Raw genomic sequence first — 15,327 nt, 5'->3', positions numbered from 1 at the left:
GAGGACGACCATGACCAACACCATCCGGTACGACCGCGGCGCCGACGGCATCGTCACGCTCACTCTGGACGACCCCACCCAGTCCGCCAACACCATGAACCGGGCGTACGTCACCTCGATGAGCGCGGTGCTCGATCGGCTGGAGGCCGAGCCCGATCTCGCCGGAGTCATCGTCACCAGCGCGAAGTCGACCTTCTTCGCCGGCGGCGACCTGCCCGAGATGATCCGGGCCACCCGCGAGGACGCGCCCGCGCTGGCCGACCTGCTCGGCACCATCAAACGGGACCTGCGTCGCCTGGAGACACTGGGCCGGCCGGTGGTCGCGGCCGTCAACGGCTCCGCGCTCGGCGGTGGCCTGGAGATCGCGCTCGCCTGCCACCACCGGATCGCGCTGGACGCGCCCGGCAGCCGGCTCGGGCTGCCCGAGGTGACCCTGGGCCTGCTGCCCGGGGCTGGCGGCGTCACCCGGACGGTACGGATGCTGGGCCTGGCCGACGCACTGACCACGGTGCTGCTCACCGGCCGACGGATGCGCCCGGCCGACGCCCTGTCCGCCGGGCTGGTCGACGAGGTGGTGGCCACGCCGACGGAGCTGCTGGAACACGCGCGGGCCTGGATCGCGGCGAACCCGCACCCGGCACAGCCGTGGGACCGTCCGGACTATCGGATGCCGGGCGGCACCCCGGCCAGCCGCTCACTCGCCGCACAACTGCCCGCCTTCCCGGCGACGCTGCGCAAGCAGCTCAAGGGGGCCCGGCTACCCGCGCCCGAGGCGATCCTGGCCGCCGCCGTCGAGGGTGCGCAGGTCGACCTGGAGACCGCCCTGACCGTGGAGACCCGGCACCTGATCGGCCTGCTCACCGGGCAGGTCGCCAAGAACATGATCGGTGCCTTCTTCTTCGACCTGCGGGCCGTCAACGGGGGTGCCGCGCGACCGGCCGATGTGGACGCCCCGCCGGTACACCGGGTGGCGGTGCTCGGGGCCGGCATGATGGGCGCGGGCATCGCGTACGCCTGCGCCAACGCCGGGCTGGACGTCGTGGTCAAGGACGTCACGCCGGAGGCCGCCGGCCGGGCCCGGGAGCACGCCGAGCGGTTGCTGGCCCGCAAGGTACGCAAGGGCCGCGCCACGGAGGCCGACGCCCGCGCGGTGCTGGACCGGATCACCACCACCGACCAGGTGGACGCGCTCGCCGGTTGCGACGCGGTCATCGAGGCGGTCTTCGAGGACCCGGCGCTGAAACAGCAGGTCTTCGCCGAGGTGCTGCCGGTGCTGGCACCGGACGCGCTGCTCGCCTCCAACACCTCCACCCTGCCGATCACCGAACTGGCCGCCGGAGTGGACCGGCCGGCGGACTTCATCGGCATGCACTTCTTCTCCCCGGTGGACCGGATGCCGTTGCTGGAGATCGTGGTGGGCGAGCGGACCGGGGACGTGGCGCTGGCCCGGGCGTTCGACCTGGGCCGACGGATCGGCAAGACCCCGATCGTGGTCAACGACGGCCGGGGCTTCTTCACCAGCCGGGTGATCGGCCGGTTCATCGACGAGGCGGTCGGCATGGTCGCCGAGGGTGTCCCCGCCGCGTCGGTGGAGCAGGCCGCCCTTCAGGCCGGCTACCCGACCGGGCCGCTCGCGTTGGCCGACGAGGTCAGCCTCACGCTGATCCAGCGGATCCGCCGCCAGTTCGAGGCGGCCAGCGAGGAGTTCCGGCCGCTGCCGGCGCACCGCCTGGTGGACGAGCTGGTCGACGCGTACGACCGGCCGGGGCGCGCCGCCGGACGCGGCTTCTACCGCTACGACGACGGCACCCGTGGCCGGCTGTGGTCCGGTCTCGCCGACCTGATCACCGAGGCGGGTCGGGCGGTGCCGTTCACCGACCTGCAGGAACGGATGATCTTCGCCGAGGCGCTGGACGCGCTGCGCTGCCTCGACGAGGGGGTGCTGCGCACCGAGACCGACGCCAACATCGGCTCGATCTTCGGCATCGGCTTCCCTGCCTGGACGGGCGGGGTGATCCGCTACGTCCGGCAGTACGCGGGCGGCCCGGCCGGGTTCGCGGCCCGCGCCAACGAGTTGGCCGACCGCTACGGCGACCGGTTCACGCCCCCCGCCGACCTGGTCGAACGGCTCGACGCCCCGGTCGACCGGGTGGGCGTCGCGTGACGGCGGCACGCGGCGGTCCGCTCGCCGGGGTACGGGTGGTCGAGCTGGCCAGTCTCGCCCCGGCGCCGTTCGGCTGCATGGTGCTCGCCGACCTCGGCGCGGACGTGGTGCGGGTGGACCGGCCGGGCGCCCCGGGTGCGGGCCGACTGGCCGCGCCGACCAGCGGGCCGTTGCAGCGCGGGCGGCGGGTCACCGCGCTGGACCTGAAGTCCCCGGCCGGGGTGGCGGACCTGCTGGGTCTCGTCGAGCGCGCGGACGTGCTGGTCGAGGCGTACCGGCCCGGGGTGGCCGAGCGGCTCGGCTTCGGCCCGCAGGTGTGCCAGGCCCGCAACCCCCGCCTGGTGTACGCGCGGATGACCGGCTGGGGTCAGGACGGCCCGCTGGCGGCCCGAGCCGGGCACGACATCGACTACATCGCGGTGGCCGGGGCGTTGGAGCCGCTGGGACGGGCCGGCGAACGCCCGTACGCGCCGATGAACCTGCTCGGCGACTTCGGCGGCGGCGGCATGCTGCTCGCCGTCGGGGTGCTGGCCGCGCTGCTGGAGCGGGAGCGCTCCGGCTTCGGTCAGGTGGTCGACGCGGCGATGGTGGACGGCTCGGCGCTGCTCACCTCGTTCCTGCACGGGCTGCTCGGCAGCGGCCTGTGGGCCGCCCCGCGCGGGCGCAACATGTTCGACGGCGGGGCGCCGTTCTACGACACGTACGCCACCGCCGACGGCGGGTTCATGGCGGTCGGCGCGATGGAACCGGCCTTCTACGCCGTACTCCTCACCGGCCTCGACCTCGCCGACGACCCGGATCTGCCCGCGCAGTACGACCCGAGCGGCTGGGACGAGCTGCGCCGCCGGTTCACCGAACGGTTCGCCGAGCGCACCCGGGACGAGTGGACGGCGGTCTTCGCCGACCTGGATGCCTGCGTCGCGCCGGTGCTCGCCCCCGGCGAGGCGCACAGGCACCCGCACAACGCCGCCCGGGGCACCTTCGTCGAGGTGGACGGCGAGATCCAACCGGCCCCGGCACCCCGCTTCGACCGCACGCCGGCCGACCGCCCGGCACCGGCACCGAACCCGGAGCGGGACACTGTGACGGTCGAGGAGATCCTCGACGGTTGGTCGCAGCCCTGACCCGGACGATGAAGGAGCCAGCGAGCATGGGCATGGACACGTGGAAAGGCCACGTCAACGGCATCCTCTACGGAGTCCAGTTCGACCAGGCGCTCGACGGCACCGTGGTGACTCGGGTGGCCGACGGGGTGACCACCGGGCTCTACCCGGGGGACCGTGCCGAGACCCCCACCCCACCTTCACCGCGTTGATCAAGAGGTTTCGGTCAAGGATCCGTCCTTTGCTGACGCAAACTTCTTGATCAACGCAGAGGAGCGGGGGTGGGGGCGGTGGTACCAGGTTGCGAAGAGGGCTACGGCCAGGAGTAGTTCGGCTACGTCGCCGCCGTAGTACATGAGTTGGGCGGCCGAGCGGAACGCTTCCGGGTCCCGGTCGGTCAGGCCGGGCGGGAGGGTTTCGGCCTGGGCGTACAGGTATTTGGACAGCACGGCGTGGCCGGCCGCCGCGACCAGCAGCGCGCCGACTCGCACCGCCAGGCCGGGGCGACGCGGGGCCGGGTCCGGCCCCGCCAACGACCAGGCGAAGAGGTACCCGGCGGCCAGGTAGTGCAGGTGCACGGCGTGGTGCAGGACCGGTTGCCGTTCGGCGGCCGCGTACAGCGGGGTGAGCAGCACCAGCGCCAACCCGCCGGTGGTCAGCAACGCGGCGGTGACCGGGTGGGCGAGCAGGTGCAGTGGGCGGGCGCGCAGCAGCCGGCCCACCAGCCGGCGCACCGGCGCGGGCGCGACGTGCAGCAGCAGCGTCACCGGGGCGCCGAGCACCAGCCCGAGCGGGGCCAGCATGCCGAGCAGCAGGTGCTGCGCCATGTGCCCGCGCGGATCACCGGGAGCCTGGGCCAGCGGCCCGACGGCGACCGCCAGCAACGCACAACCGACCAACCAGGCGGCGGTGCGCCGGTGATCCCAACCCCGTGGGTCGCTGACGGCGGCCAGCAGGTAGCCGCCCGCCAGCAACGCGACCGGGAACAGCGGTAACCAGGTCGGCCCGCCCGCACCGTGCCCGGCGTGCGCCAGCGGCACGGCCACCATCGCCGGCGGCACGGCCACCGTCACCGGGGGCCGCCGCCGAGCCGGCGGGACCGGGCCGACCACAGGACAGCGACACCGGCCAGCAGCAGCACCGCGCCGGCCACGTTCCAGACCACGTCGTACGGCACCAGGTGTACGCCGTAGCGGATCTGGTGCAGTCGGAGCACCTTGTGGTCGACGAGCCCGTCGAAGAGTTGGAATCCGCCCGCGCCGAGCAGGAAACCGCCCCAGGCCAGCCGGCTCGACAGGGCACCGCGCCGACGCAGGTCGGCGAACCAGAAGAACCCGCCGACCAGGGCGATCACCTCGGCGGCGTGCAGCAGCCCGTCCGAGAGCAACGCCACCGAGGGGGTGGAGCGGTCGTAGAAGTGGTGCCAGGCAAGCAGTTGATGAAAGACGATCTCGTCGACCGCAGCCATGATCGCGATGCCGATCAGGACGCCGACGAGGGTGGAGGAACGCACGTCGGCGACGCGTGAGCTTGGCAGAGGGTGATCGGCCACCACACACCTCGCATCCGCGTCAGGCCAGCCTCAAATTACCCCGGACCGGACGAACCATGCCTGCGAAGTCGATGACGGGCGACCGCACGAGGGGTGATCAACACGAGTTTGGCGAAACTGGGGTGTCCGGCCGGGTGGGATGCCGCGACTTCCGGGAAGCCGTGTCGATCAACGCGGACGGCGCGACGTTGAGCAAGGCGCGGCGGAATGGGGCCGGTGACCTCCCCGTTTCGCGACTCACGGGCCAGGAGCGGCATGATCATGGAGCCTGGAGAGGCGGCGACCGCCAGAGCCCGAGAAGAACGACAGCCAGATCCCGAGAAGGAGGTGCCCGTGCCGGACGCGGACGAACTAGTCGCCAATGCGCTCGCGGCGGTGCGCGGCACTGACGTACGGCAGGCCGAACGGCAGCTGGACCAACTGATGGTCGGCACCGGCGCCGCGGACGGCACCACGGCGGTGGACGCGGCGCTGCTCCGTCGCCTGGTCCGCGGCCTGGGCCGGCTCTGGCCGCGCGGTTGGCAGCCGGTCGACGTGGACCGGATCACCGGTCGACGGCTCGACGCCCGCGCGGCCCGGCTGGTCCGCGACGCGATGGCGGTGCAGCGACGCGACCAGGCCGAACCGGTCCCGGCCTGGTGGGACGACCAGCTCCGCGAGTTGGTGACCAGCCAGGGTGGTGACGACCGGAAGGTGTTGGCCGGCTGGGCGACCAGGGAAGGGCTGGACCGGGCCGACGCGCTCCGGACCGCCGTGGACACTCTCGCGCTGGTGGAGAGCCTGCCGCCGATCGCGGTGCTGCGCCCACCGCCGGGCACGAGCGGCGCGGCGCTGCCCCGCGCCACCGGCACGGCTCGCAGCGGGTCGCCGATGCTGGATCGGGTACGCGCGCTGCTGGCGAAGGCAGAGTCGACCACCTTCCCGGCCGAGGCGGAGGCGCTGACCGGCAAGGCCCAGGAGCTGATCGCCCGGCACAGCATCGACGAGGCGCTGTTGGCGGCCGGGTCGGAGCGCGGGGATCTGCCCGGCGGGGTGCGCCTGAGCACCGACGCCCCGTACGCGGGCGCGAAGGCGCTGCTGGTGCAGGAGGTGGCGGCGGCGAACCGGTGCGAGGCGGTCTGGTCCGACGATCTGGGCTTCGCCACCGTGCTGGGCTGGCCGGCGGATCTGGTGGCGGTGGAGTTGCTCTACACGTCGCTGCTGGTGCAGGCCACGGCGGCGATGCTGCGGGGGCGTGCCGAGCGCCGGCCGGGGTCGGGGCGGCGGACGAAGGTCTGGGACGAGTCCTTCCTCAACGCGTTCGCGCTGCGGATCGGCGAGCGACTGCGGGCGGCCACCGAGGCGGCGACCGACGCGGCGGACCAGGCGGCGGCCGAAACGGCAGGGGCGGAACGGCTGTTGCCGGTGCTCGCGGCGCGGAGCGAGGCGGTCCGGGAGCGGCTGGACACGCTCTTCCCCGGCGTCACCCGGCACCGGCTCAGCGTGCGCGACGCCGAGGGCTGGTCGTCCGGCACCTCGGCCGCCGACCGGGCGTCGCTGGACGTCGGGGGCGGTCGGAAACCCCGACAGGTGCCCGGCCGACCCGATCCGCGCTGAACCCTCCGGCGTGGGACCACCCCCGGCGGAGGTTTCTGCGTTTTTCTTCGGTACGCGGTAGGGATCGGAGGAACGGCTCCGACCCTCCGGTGAGCCGCGCCCCGATCGGGGTGCGACCAGAGCCTGAGGAGCATCGCCGTGAAGTACATGCTGCTGATCTGGAACCGGCCCGGCTTCACCGAGGGGCTGAGCGAGCAGGATCGCACCGCCCTCTTCGGTGAGGTCGACGAGATCATGAAGGAGCTGACCGAGAGCGGCGAGCTGATCGGTGGCCAGGCGTTGGCCAATCCGTCGCAGACGTTGACGGTCCGGCTGGTGGACGGCAACCCTGAGGTTCTCGACGGCCCGTTCATGGAGAGCAAGGAGCAGTTCGCCGGCTACCTGACCGTGGACTGCGACAGCCCGCAGCGGGCCGCCGAGATCGCCGCCCGGTGGCCGGATGTCCGGTACGGCGGCGCGATGGAGGTTCGCCCGATCATGGACGAGGCCGGGACGGAGATGTGACCGAGGACCGGACGGTCGAGGACCTGCTGCGTACGTGCGCGCCGCAGGTCCTCGGCCTGCTGGTCCGGCGGTACGGACAGTTCGACAGGTGTGAGGACGCGGTCCAGGAGGCGTTGCTCGCCGCCGCGACACAGTGGCCCGGGCAGGGCGTACCGGACAATCCGCGCGCCTGGTTGCTCACCGTGGCCACCCGCCGGCTCACCGACGAGTGGCGCACCGAGAGCGCGCGCCGGGACCGCGAGGTGGCGGTGGCGCGGCGCGAACCGGCGTACGCGGGGGTGGCGCCGCCGGCCGACGCGGAGCCCTTCGTTCCGGCCGACGACGACACCCTCACGCTGCTGTTCCTCTGCTGCCACCCGGCGCTGCCCGGGTCGGCGCAGGTGGCGCTCACCCTGCGCGCGGTCGGCGGTCTCAGCACCGCGCAGATCGCCCGGGCGCACCTGCTGCCCGAGGCGACGATGAGTCAACGGATCCGGCGGGCCAAGCAGCGGATCGAGGCCGCCGGGGCCCGGTTCACCCTGCCCGGGCCGGCTGAGCGGGACGAGCGGCTCGGGACGGTGCTCCGGGTGCTCTACCTGATTTTCAACGAGGGTTACACCGCGTCCAGTGGGACGGATCTGCGCCGGGCCGAGTTGACCGGCGAGGCGATCCGGTTGGCGCGCATCCTGCGCGGGCTGCTGCCCGACGACGGTGAGGTGGCCGGGCTGCTGGCGTTGATGCTGCTGACCGACGCGCACCGGGCGGCCCGGGTGGGGCCGGACGGGGAGCTGGTGCCGCTGGCCGAGCAGGACCGCTCCCGCTGGGACACCGCCGCCATCGCGGAGGGGATCGCGCTGATCACCGAGGCGTTGACCTGGTCGCCGCCGGGCCCGTACCAGCTTCAGGCGGCGATCGCCGCGGTGCATGCCGAGGCGTCGACGGCGGCGGAGACGGACTGGCGGCAGATCGTCGCGCTCTACCGGCTGCTGGCCCGGATCGCGCCGAACCCGATGGTCACCCTGAACCAGGCGGTGGCGGTGGCCATGGTGGACGGGCCCCGGGCCGGGCTCGCTCTGCTCACGCCGTTGGACGCCGACGAACGCACGGCCGGGCACCACCGGCTGGCCGCCGTCCGGGCTCACCTGTTGGAGCTGGCCGGGGATGTCGGCGCGGCGCGGGAGGCGTACCTGGTCGCGGCGCGGGGCACCACGAGCCGGCCCGAGCAGCGCTATCTGGAGGGACGGGCGGCCCGGCTGACCGGGCAGGGGTGAGCGACATCGCCTTGCCGTTTTGGCAACAACCTTTGCGCATCGACCGGTCGCCGGTCACAGTCGTTGGCGACGCGCGAAGGAGCAGGCACAGATGACCGAGCAGCACGAGTTCGACAAGGACTACTGGGAGCGGCACTGGCACCAGACGCACCACGACCGCCCCGGCGCGATGAGCACGAGTCCCGCGCACCCGTATCTGGCCCGGGAGACCGGCGCTCTGGTGCCGGGATCGGCGTTGGACGCCGGGTGCGGCGCGGGCGCTGAGGCGATCTGGCTCGCCACCCACGGCTGGCAGGTCACCGCTGTCGACATCGCACCCGTCGCGCTCGCTCGGGCCGCCGAACGTGCGACGGACAGCGGGGTGTCCGAGCGCGTGCGGTGGGTGGAGGCGGACCTGACGGCCTGGGTCCCGGAGACGCGGTTCGACCTGGTCACGACGCATTACGCGCACCCCGCGATGCCGCAGCTGGGCTTCTACCAGCGCATCGCCGGGTGGGTGGCACCCGGGGGCACTCTGCTGATCGTCGGGCACCTGCACAGCAACGAAGCCACCGGGCAGGGGCACGGGCACGCACACGGGCATGGACACCACCCGCCCGACGAGGCATCGGTCACCCTCGCGGACATCACCGCCGGCCTGGACAACGCCAGCTGGGAGATCGTCACCGCCGAGGAGCAGCGCCGCACGATGCCGGGCCGGGAGGCCCCGCTGTCCGACGTCGTCGTACGGGCCACCCGACGCCCCTGAGCACACCGCACGCCGGGCCGGTGATGATCACCGGCCCGGCGTGCGGGTTACGTCGTACGTCAGCTCTTGAAGGCGTCCTTGATCTTCTCGCCCGCCTGCTTGAGCTTGGCGGTGGACTGGTCAGCGCGACCCTCCGCCTCCAGCTGCTCGTTGTCGGTGGCCCGACCGGCGCCTTCCTTCAGCTTGCCGGTCGCGTCCTCGGTGGCGTTGTTGAGCTTGTCGTCGATACCCATTGCCAACCTCCATTGCAAGCGTCGCTACGACCACAGAGGTACCCCCGCCGTCGCCGGTCCAACCATCACCACCGTCACAGCTCGGCAGCGGCCGACCGAAAGCGACGCAGGCGCAGGCTGTTGGCCACCACGAAGACCGAGGAGAGCGCCATCGTGGCGCCGGCGATCATCGGGTTGAGCAACCCGGCGGCGGCCAACGGCAGGGCCGCCACGTTGTAGCCGAACGCCCAGAACAGGTTGCCCCGGATGATGCCGAGCGTGCGTCGGGACAACCGGATGGCGTCCACCGCGGCGGCCAGGTCGCCCCGGACGAGGGTGAGGTCAGCCGCCTCGATCGCCACGTCGGTGCCGGTGCCCATGGCCAGCCCCAGGTCGGCCTGGGCCAGCGCCGGGGCGTCGTTCACCCCGTCACCGACCATCGCCACCGACCGCCCCTCGGCCTGGAGCCGCTTGATCACGTCGACCTTCCCGGCCGGCAGCACCTCAGAGATCACCTCGTCGACGCCCACCTCGGCGGCGACCGCGCGGGCCACTGTGGTGTTGTCCCCGGTCAGCAGGACCGGGGTCAGCCCCAGCCCGCGCAGCCGGGCCACCGCCGCCCGGCTGCTCGGCCGGACCACGTCGGCGACCGCGAGCACCCCGCGGGCCCGCCCGTCCCAGCCGGCGACGATCGCCGTACGGCCGACGGCCTCCGCGTCGCGCACGGCCCACTCGACCTCCGGTGGCACGTCGAAGTCGCGCTCGCGCAGCAGCCGGACCCGGCCGACCAGCACGGCCTGCCCGTCGACAGCGCCGGTCACCCCCAGCCCTTCGAGGTTGCCGAAGTCGGTCACCGGGGGCAGCGTGCCCGCGTCGGTGGCAGCGGCGGCGACCGCGCGGGCGATCGGGTGCTCGGAAGCGGCCTCCACCGCCCCGGCGAGTCGGAGCAGCTCGGCCCGGTCCACACCGCTCGCTGGCACGACATCCACGAGCGTCATCCGACCGGTCGTCACGGTGCCGGTCTTGTCGAGCACCACGGTGTCCACCCGGCGGGTCGACTCCAGCACCTCCGGGCCCTTGATCAGCACGCCGAGCTGGGCGCCCCGACCGGTGCCGACCAGCAACGCGGTCGGGGTGGCCAGGCCGAGCGCGCACGGACACGCGATGATCAGCACGGCCACCGCGGCGGTGAACGCGGCGGTCGGGCCAGCCCCGGTGCCGAGCCACCAGCCGAGCGTGCCGACGGCGAGGGTGATGACGATCGGCACGAAGACTCCGGAGATCCGGTCCGCCAGCCGCTGCACCGCCGCCTTGCCACTCTGCGCCTGCTCGACCAGGTCGGCCATCCGGGCGAGCTGAGTGTCCGCGCCGACCCGGGTGGCGGTGACGATCAGCCGCCCGCCCGCGTTGATCGTGGCGCCGACCACGCCGTCGCCCGGGGCGACCTCGACCGGCACCGACTCACCGGTGAGCATGCTGGCGTCGACCGCGGAGGTGCCCTCGTCGACAACCCCGTCGGTGGCGATCTTCTCCCCGGGACGAACCACGAACCGGTCACCGACGACGAGCCGGTCCACCGGGATCAGCGTCTCCACACCGTCGCGCAGCACGGCCACATCCTTGGCGCCGAGGTCGAGCAGGGCGCGCAGGGCCGCGCCGGCGGTGCGCTTGGACCGGGCCTCGAAGTAGCGGCCGGCCAGGATGAACACGGTGACCCCGGCGGCCGCCTCCAGGTAGATGTTCCCGGCGCCGTCGGTCCGGGTGATGTCGAAGCGGAACGGGTGCGTCATTCCGGGCATCCCCGCGTCACCGAGGAAGAGCGCCCAGAGCGACCAACCGAACGCGGCCAGGGTGCCGAGCGACACCAGCGTGTCCATGGTGGCGGCACCGTGCCGCAGGTTCGTCCAGGCGGCCCGGTGGAACGGCAGCCCACCCCAGACCACCACCGGGGCGGCCAGGGTCAGCGACAGCCACTGCCAGTATTCGAACTGCCAGGCCGGGACCATGGCCAGCAGCACCACCGGCACGCTCAGGACCACCGAGACCCAGAGCCGGGTACGCGGACCCCGCAGCGGGTCCACCTGGGGTTCCGCGCTGGGCGGGGCGGGCAGCGCCGCCGTGTAGCCGGTTTTCTGGACCGTCCCGATCAGGTCGTCCGGCGTGACGCCGTCGGCGTACCGGACTGTCGCCTTCTCGGTGGCGTAGTTGACGGTGGCGCTCACCCCGTCCATCCGGTTGAGCTTCTTCTCGATCCGGGCGGCACACGCGGCGCAGGTCATCCCACCGATCGCGAGTTCGATCCGGTTCGGTGCCTCGGGCAGCGGTCTGCTGGTGGTGGTCATCGTCTGGTCCCGTCAGTTGTGTCCGTGCCCGGGGGTGCCGTGGTCGGCCCCGCCGGTCGGCGCGGGCCCGCTCGGGCTGGGGGCGGCTCCGGTCGGGGCAGCGCCGGCGACGACGGTGAACTCGGCGGTGTGCACCCGCCCGCCGTGCAAGAAGTCGAGGTAGAGCCGGTAGCTGCCAGGCGAGGGAACCTCGGCGAGGAAGGTGACGTCCGGACCGGGCCGGGTGCGCCCGTCGTCCGGCGTCCCGTCCGGGTGCACGTGCAGGTACGCCAGGTCACCCCGGCGCAGTGCCACCAGGTGCCCGTACGCGCCCAGGTAGGGCTCCAGGTCGGTGACCGGCTGCCCGTCCCGGTTGATGGTCAGGGTCAGCGACGACGTGCGGCCGGGCTGCGGCGCGCCGGTCAGGGTGACCGTGTAGCCGTCGACGGTGGTGCTGGTCGCCGGGGCGGGCAACGGCCGTTCGGTCAGCTCGCCGGGGACTGTCACGTCCACACCGAGGGTCAGCGGCTCACCCCCGGTCGGGGTGAAGTCGGCGAACGCCCGCCACTGCCCGGGGCCGGTCAGCGGGGTGTCGACCCGCCAGGTGCCGTCGGGGGCCAGCTCGGGGTGGACGTGGCGGAAGCCGGAGAGGTCCCGTCGGGCGACGATCAGGTGCATCTGCTTGTCGTGCGCCACCTCGTACCGGGTGACCGGGCGGCCGTCCGGGCCGGCGATCCGGAAGGCGAACTCGCCGGCCGGGGCGTCGACCGGTTCGAGGGTGTAGCCCCGCTCGGAGACGAGCAGCCCACCGGGGAGTTGGTCGGCGGTCCCGCCACGCTCGTCCGCAGACGGGGTGGCGGCAGCCTCGTGCCGGCTCTCGGCGACCGGGGTGGGGTCGACGATCCGGCCGATCCCGTAGGTCGCGCCGAAGACCGCCGTCAGGCCGACGGCGAACCCGGCCAGTTTGGTCACCGTACGCACGCCGGCCCTCCGATCACGCGTCGACGAGGTCGTAGCCGGCCTCGTCGACGGCGGCCCGGACAACCGCGGTGTCCAGCGGCTGGTCGCTGCTGACGGTGACCCGGCCGGCCGAGAGGTCGACCTGGACGTCGCGCACGCCCGCGATGGCACCGACCTCGGCGCTCACCGCGCTGACGCAGTGCCCACAGGTCATGCCCTGCACCTGGTACGTCGTGTTGACCATCGGATCGTCTCCTTTACGGTACCGGTACCCGGTGGGGGTATCCACCAGACCACGACCGTACCATACCCCCCAGGGGTACGCTATCCTGGTCGGCATGACCGCACCCACCCCGATCCGCGGATACACCGCCAGCAAGGACCAGCTGCTCGCGCGGCTCCGCCGTGTCGAGGGGCAGGTCCGGGGCATCGAGAAGATGGTCGACGACGACCGGTACTGCATCGACGTGCTCACCCAGATCTCCGCGATCCAGGCCGCCCTCGACAAGGTGGCCCTCGGGCTGCTCGACGGGCACGCCCGGCACTGCATGCACGAGGGCGCCGCCGAGGGCAGGGCCGACGAGATGGCCACCGAGATGATGGCGGCGGTCGGCCGGCTGATGAAGCGCGGCTGACCGCCCTCAGTCCGACGCGGGGTCGAGACGGACCCGACGCAGCAACTGCGCGTTGAGCGCCACCACGATGGTGGACGCCGACATCAGCACCGCCGCCAGCGCCGGGCTCAACGCCACGCCGGCCCAGGCCAGAACCCCGGCGGCCAACGGCAGCGCCACCACGTTGTAGCCGGCCGCCCAGGCCAGGTTCTGTCGCATCTTCCGGTACGACGCCCGGGACAGCCGGACCACCGCAGCCACCCCACGCGGGTCCGAGGACGCCAGCACCACCCCGGCGGACTCGATCGCCACATCGGTGCCGGCGCCGATCGCGATGCCCACATCCGCCCGGGCCAGCGCTGGCGCGTCGTTCACCCCGTCGCCGACCATCGCCACCACCAGCCCTCGCCGCTGAAGCTCCGCCACCCGATCGTCCTTCTCCGCCGGCAGCACCTCGGCGAAGACCTCGTCGACGCCGGGTCGGAACCCGAGGTCGGCCGCGACCGCCTCGGCCACGGGCCGCGCGTCACCAGTGATCATGGCGATGGTCCGGACCCCCTCGGCCCGCAGCTCGTCCACCGCCCGCCGGGCCTCCGGACGCACCTCGTCGGTCAACGCGAACGCACCGAGCACGGTGTCCGGCAGCCGCACCAGGTGCAACACCGCGGCACCCCGCGCCGACCACCGCCCGGCCGCGGCCTGCACCTGGGCCGGGAGCGGAACGCCCAGCTCCCGCAGCAGCGCCGGCCCGCCCACCGCGTACCGCGTACCGTCGATGGTCGCCTGCACCCCCCGGCCCGGCAGCGCCCGGAACCCGGCGGCCCGCGCCGGACCGGTCGACCCGGCCGCCGCCACGATCGCCCGGGCCAACGGATGTTCGCTCTCCGACTCGACGCCGGCCGCGATCCGCAGCACCTCGTCCCGCTCGACGCCGGGCGCCGTCACCAGGTCGGTCACCCCGTGCTCACCCCGGGTCAGCGTGCCGGTCTTGTCGAAGAGCACCGCACCGACCGTCCGCATCCGTTCCAGTGCCAACCGGTCCTTGACCAGGATCCCGGAGCGCGCGGCGAGCGCGGTGGAGAGCGCGACGACCAGGGGGATGGCGAGACCCAGCGCGTGCGGGCAGGCGATCACCAGGACGGTGACCGCCCGGACCACCGCCTCGTCCGGCTCACCGAGCGCGGTCCAGACCAGCACGGTCAGCACGGCCGTGCCGGTGGCCAGGTAGAAGAGCGCGGCGGCGAACCGGTCGGCCAACAGCTGGGCACGCCCACCGGAACCCTGGGCCTGCGCGACCATCCGCTGGATGCCGGCGAGGGCCGTCTGCTCACCCACCGCCTCGACGCGTACCCGGATCGACGAGTCGGTGGCGACGGTGCCGGCCACCACCCGGTCGCCAGTCGACCGGGCGACCGGTCGCGACTCGCCGGTGATCATCGACTCGTCCAGCTCGGCGGCGCCCTCGACGACCCGGCCGTCCGCTGGCACCCGACCTCCCGGCCGGACCAACACCACGTCACCGACTCGCAGACCGGCCACCGGCACCGCCTCGACCCGCCCGTCCGCCGCCACCCGTTCGGCCTCATCCGGAAGCAGCGCGGCCAGCGCCGCCAGCGCCCCCCGGGCCTGCCCGATGGCCTTCATCTCCTGCCAGTGCCCGAGCAGCATGATGGTGACCAGCGCGGCCAACTCCCACCAGAAATCCAGGTCGAAGACACCGACGCTGGTCGCCAGGGATGTGGTGTAGGCGACGGTGATCGCCATCGCGACCAGCAGCATCATCCCGGGTGCCCGGTCCCGCACCTCCCGGACCGCGCCGACCAGGAACGGCCAACCGCCCCACCAGAACACCACCGAGCCGAGCACCGGGCCCACCCAGGACCGACCGGGGACACCCTCCTCGGCCAGGCCCAGCTGATCCGATACGAGATGACTCGTCAGCACCACCGGGATGGTCAACACCAGGCAGACCCAGAACCGGCGGCGGAACATCGCCGGATCGTGCCCGGCGTGCTTGTCGTGCCCGGCGTGCTTGTCGTGCCCGGCGTGCTTGTCGTGCCCGGCGTGCTTGTCGTGCGGCACGGGTTCGGCGTGTTGCGGGTGGTCGGGGTCGGGCGGTGACGGAGCGGGCATGGCTCCAACATGCCGCCTCGCGGGCCGCCACGCGAGGCGTTCGGCTGCCCGACACTCCGCCACGACCTGCAACCCCCGGACGGGCTGGCTAGCATCTCCGACGATGGCCCTCCGAATACCGCCGCACAGTCGGGCACTGACGCCGCCACGACCTGACGTCGCCCGCGGCC

General features: G+C 73.2%; 15 protein-coding genes. 8 read left to right on the top strand and 7 right to left on the bottom strand.

The window, feature by feature from the left end; all coding sequences use genetic code 11:
- Positions 1–10: 10 nt before the first annotated feature.
- From DLJ59_RS09750 to DLJ59_RS36305, 3 genes are read left to right on the top strand one after another with little or no spacing between them, the layout of a single operon-like run.
- The gene (locus DLJ59_RS09750) at positions 11–2,164 is read left to right on the top strand and encodes a 3-hydroxyacyl-CoA dehydrogenase NAD-binding domain-containing protein (protein WP_124772176.1); all 2,154 of its coding nucleotides are present in this window, start codon (positions 11–13) and stop codon (positions 2,162–2,164) included.
- Positions 2,161–3,288: a CaiB/BaiF CoA transferase family protein gene (locus DLJ59_RS09745; protein ID WP_124772175.1), complete on the top strand. Its 1,128-nt coding sequence runs from the start codon at positions 2,161–2,163 to the stop codon at positions 3,286–3,288. The genes DLJ59_RS09750 and DLJ59_RS09745 overlap by 4 nt, the downstream gene beginning before the upstream one ends.
- A 26-nt stretch (positions 3,289–3,314) precedes the next feature.
- A complete protein-coding gene (locus tag DLJ59_RS36305) occupies positions 3,315–3,479 on the top strand; it encodes a hypothetical protein (protein WP_158630818.1) in 165 nt (54 codons plus the stop codon).
- Here DLJ59_RS36305 and DLJ59_RS09740 read toward each other — a convergent pair whose 3' ends face one another.
- Positions 3,480–4,340, bottom strand: a complete 861-nt coding sequence (locus DLJ59_RS09740) for a cytochrome c oxidase assembly protein (protein WP_244235930.1) — start codon at positions 4,338–4,340, stop codon at positions 3,480–3,482.
- Positions 4,337–4,819 (bottom strand): DUF2243 domain-containing protein, encoded by a 483-nt coding sequence (locus DLJ59_RS09735; protein WP_124772174.1) that lies wholly within the window; start codon positions 4,817–4,819, stop codon positions 4,337–4,339. Before DLJ59_RS09735 ends, DLJ59_RS09740 begins: the two co-directional genes overlap by 4 nt.
- A 333-nt stretch (positions 4,820–5,152) precedes the next feature.
- On the opposite strand from DLJ59_RS09735, the gene DLJ59_RS09730 reads away from it, so the two are divergent.
- The 4 genes from DLJ59_RS09730 (at position 5,153) to DLJ59_RS09715 (ending at position 8,917) form a co-directional block, all read left to right on the top strand.
- A complete protein-coding gene (locus tag DLJ59_RS09730) occupies positions 5,153–6,415 on the top strand; it encodes a DUF2786 domain-containing protein (RefSeq protein WP_124772173.1) in 1,263 nt (420 codons plus the stop codon).
- Between the two features lie 147 nt (positions 6,416–6,562).
- On the top strand, positions 6,563–6,919 hold the full coding sequence (locus tag DLJ59_RS09725) for a YciI family protein (RefSeq protein WP_244235935.1): 357 nt from the start codon (positions 6,563–6,565) through the stop codon (positions 6,917–6,919).
- The gene (locus tag DLJ59_RS09720) at positions 6,916–8,169 is read left to right on the top strand and encodes an RNA polymerase sigma factor (protein WP_124772171.1); all 1,254 of its coding nucleotides are present in this window, start codon (positions 6,916–6,918) and stop codon (positions 8,167–8,169) included. The genes DLJ59_RS09725 and DLJ59_RS09720 overlap by 4 nt, the downstream gene beginning before the upstream one ends.
- A 91-nt stretch (positions 8,170–8,260) precedes the next feature.
- Positions 8,261–8,917 carry a class I SAM-dependent methyltransferase gene (locus DLJ59_RS09715; protein ID WP_124772170.1) on the top strand — a complete coding sequence of 219 codons (657 nt, stop codon included), beginning with the start codon at positions 8,261–8,263 and terminating at the stop codon, positions 8,915–8,917.
- 59 nt (positions 8,918–8,976) lie between these two features.
- Here the strand turns inward: DLJ59_RS09715 and DLJ59_RS09710 are convergent, their stop codons facing one another.
- The 4 genes from DLJ59_RS09710 to DLJ59_RS09695 form a co-directional block, all read right to left on the bottom strand.
- The gene (locus DLJ59_RS09710) at positions 8,977–9,150 is read right to left on the bottom strand and encodes a CsbD family protein (protein ID WP_124772169.1); all 174 of its coding nucleotides are present in this window, start codon (positions 9,148–9,150) and stop codon (positions 8,977–8,979) included.
- Positions 9,151–9,224: 74 nt separating this feature from the next.
- Positions 9,225–11,471 (bottom strand): heavy metal translocating P-type ATPase, encoded by a 2,247-nt coding sequence (locus DLJ59_RS09705; protein ID WP_124772168.1) that lies wholly within the window; start codon positions 11,469–11,471, stop codon positions 9,225–9,227.
- 12 nt (positions 11,472–11,483) lie between these two features.
- A complete protein-coding gene (locus DLJ59_RS09700; RefSeq protein WP_124772167.1) occupies positions 11,484–12,431 on the bottom strand; it encodes a hypothetical protein in 948 nt (315 codons plus the stop codon).
- A gap of 13 nt (positions 12,432–12,444) precedes the next feature.
- Positions 12,445–12,654 carry a heavy-metal-associated domain-containing protein gene (locus DLJ59_RS09695; RefSeq protein ID WP_124772166.1) on the bottom strand — a complete coding sequence of 70 codons (210 nt, stop codon included), beginning with the start codon at positions 12,652–12,654 and terminating at the stop codon, positions 12,445–12,447.
- A gap of 94 nt (positions 12,655–12,748) precedes the next feature.
- Between DLJ59_RS09695 and DLJ59_RS09690 the strand changes: the two genes are divergently transcribed.
- Positions 12,749–13,045 carry a metal-sensitive transcriptional regulator gene (locus tag DLJ59_RS09690; RefSeq protein ID WP_030329541.1) on the top strand — a complete coding sequence of 99 codons (297 nt, stop codon included), beginning with the start codon at positions 12,749–12,751 and terminating at the stop codon, positions 13,043–13,045.
- A gap of 6 nt (positions 13,046–13,051) precedes the next feature.
- On the opposite strand, the gene DLJ59_RS09685 is transcribed toward DLJ59_RS09690, so the two are convergent.
- Complete coding sequence (locus tag DLJ59_RS09685; protein ID WP_124772165.1) at positions 13,052–15,157, bottom strand: copper-translocating P-type ATPase; 2,106 nt, start codon at positions 15,155–15,157, stop codon at positions 13,052–13,054.
- Positions 15,158–15,327 lie beyond the last annotated feature (170 nt).

Source organism: Micromonospora inaquosa (genome assembly GCF_003857055.1).
GTDB classification, from domain to species: Bacteria; Actinomycetota; Actinomycetes; order Mycobacteriales; family Micromonosporaceae; genus Micromonospora; species Micromonospora inaquosa.
This window is presented reverse-complemented; position numbering and strand designations above follow the sequence as displayed.

Excerpts from the sequence above, each read along its gene's own strand:
- DLJ59_RS09750 (WP_124772176.1), top strand. The coding sequence starts at position 11 with ATGACCAACACCATCCGGTACGACCGCGGCGCCGACGGCATCGTCACG.
- DLJ59_RS36305 (WP_158630818.1), top strand. The coding sequence starts at position 3,315 with ATGGGCATGGACACGTGGAAAGGCCACGTCAACGGCATCCTCTACGGA.
- DLJ59_RS09725 (WP_244235935.1), top strand. The coding sequence starts at position 6,563 with ATGCTGCTGATCTGGAACCGGCCCGGCTTCACCGAGGGGCTGAGCGAG.
- DLJ59_RS09715 (WP_124772170.1), top strand. The coding sequence starts at position 8,261 with ATGACCGAGCAGCACGAGTTCGACAAGGACTACTGGGAGCGGCACTGG.
- DLJ59_RS09710 (WP_124772169.1), bottom strand. The coding sequence starts at position 9,150 with ATGGGTATCGACGACAAGCTCAACAACGCCACCGAGGACGCGACCGGC.
- DLJ59_RS09705 (WP_124772168.1), bottom strand. The coding sequence starts at position 11,471 with ATGACCACCACCAGCAGACCGCTGCCCGAGGCACCGAACCGGATCGAA.
- DLJ59_RS09695 (WP_124772166.1), bottom strand. The coding sequence starts at position 12,654 with ATGGTCAACACGACGTACCAGGTGCAGGGCATGACCTGTGGGCACTGC.
- DLJ59_RS09690 (WP_030329541.1), top strand. The coding sequence starts at position 12,749 with ATGACCGCACCCACCCCGATCCGCGGATACACCGCCAGCAAGGACCAG.
- DLJ59_RS09685 (WP_124772165.1), bottom strand. The coding sequence starts at position 15,157 with ATGCCCGCTCCGTCACCGCCCGACCCCGACCACCCGCAACACGCCGAA.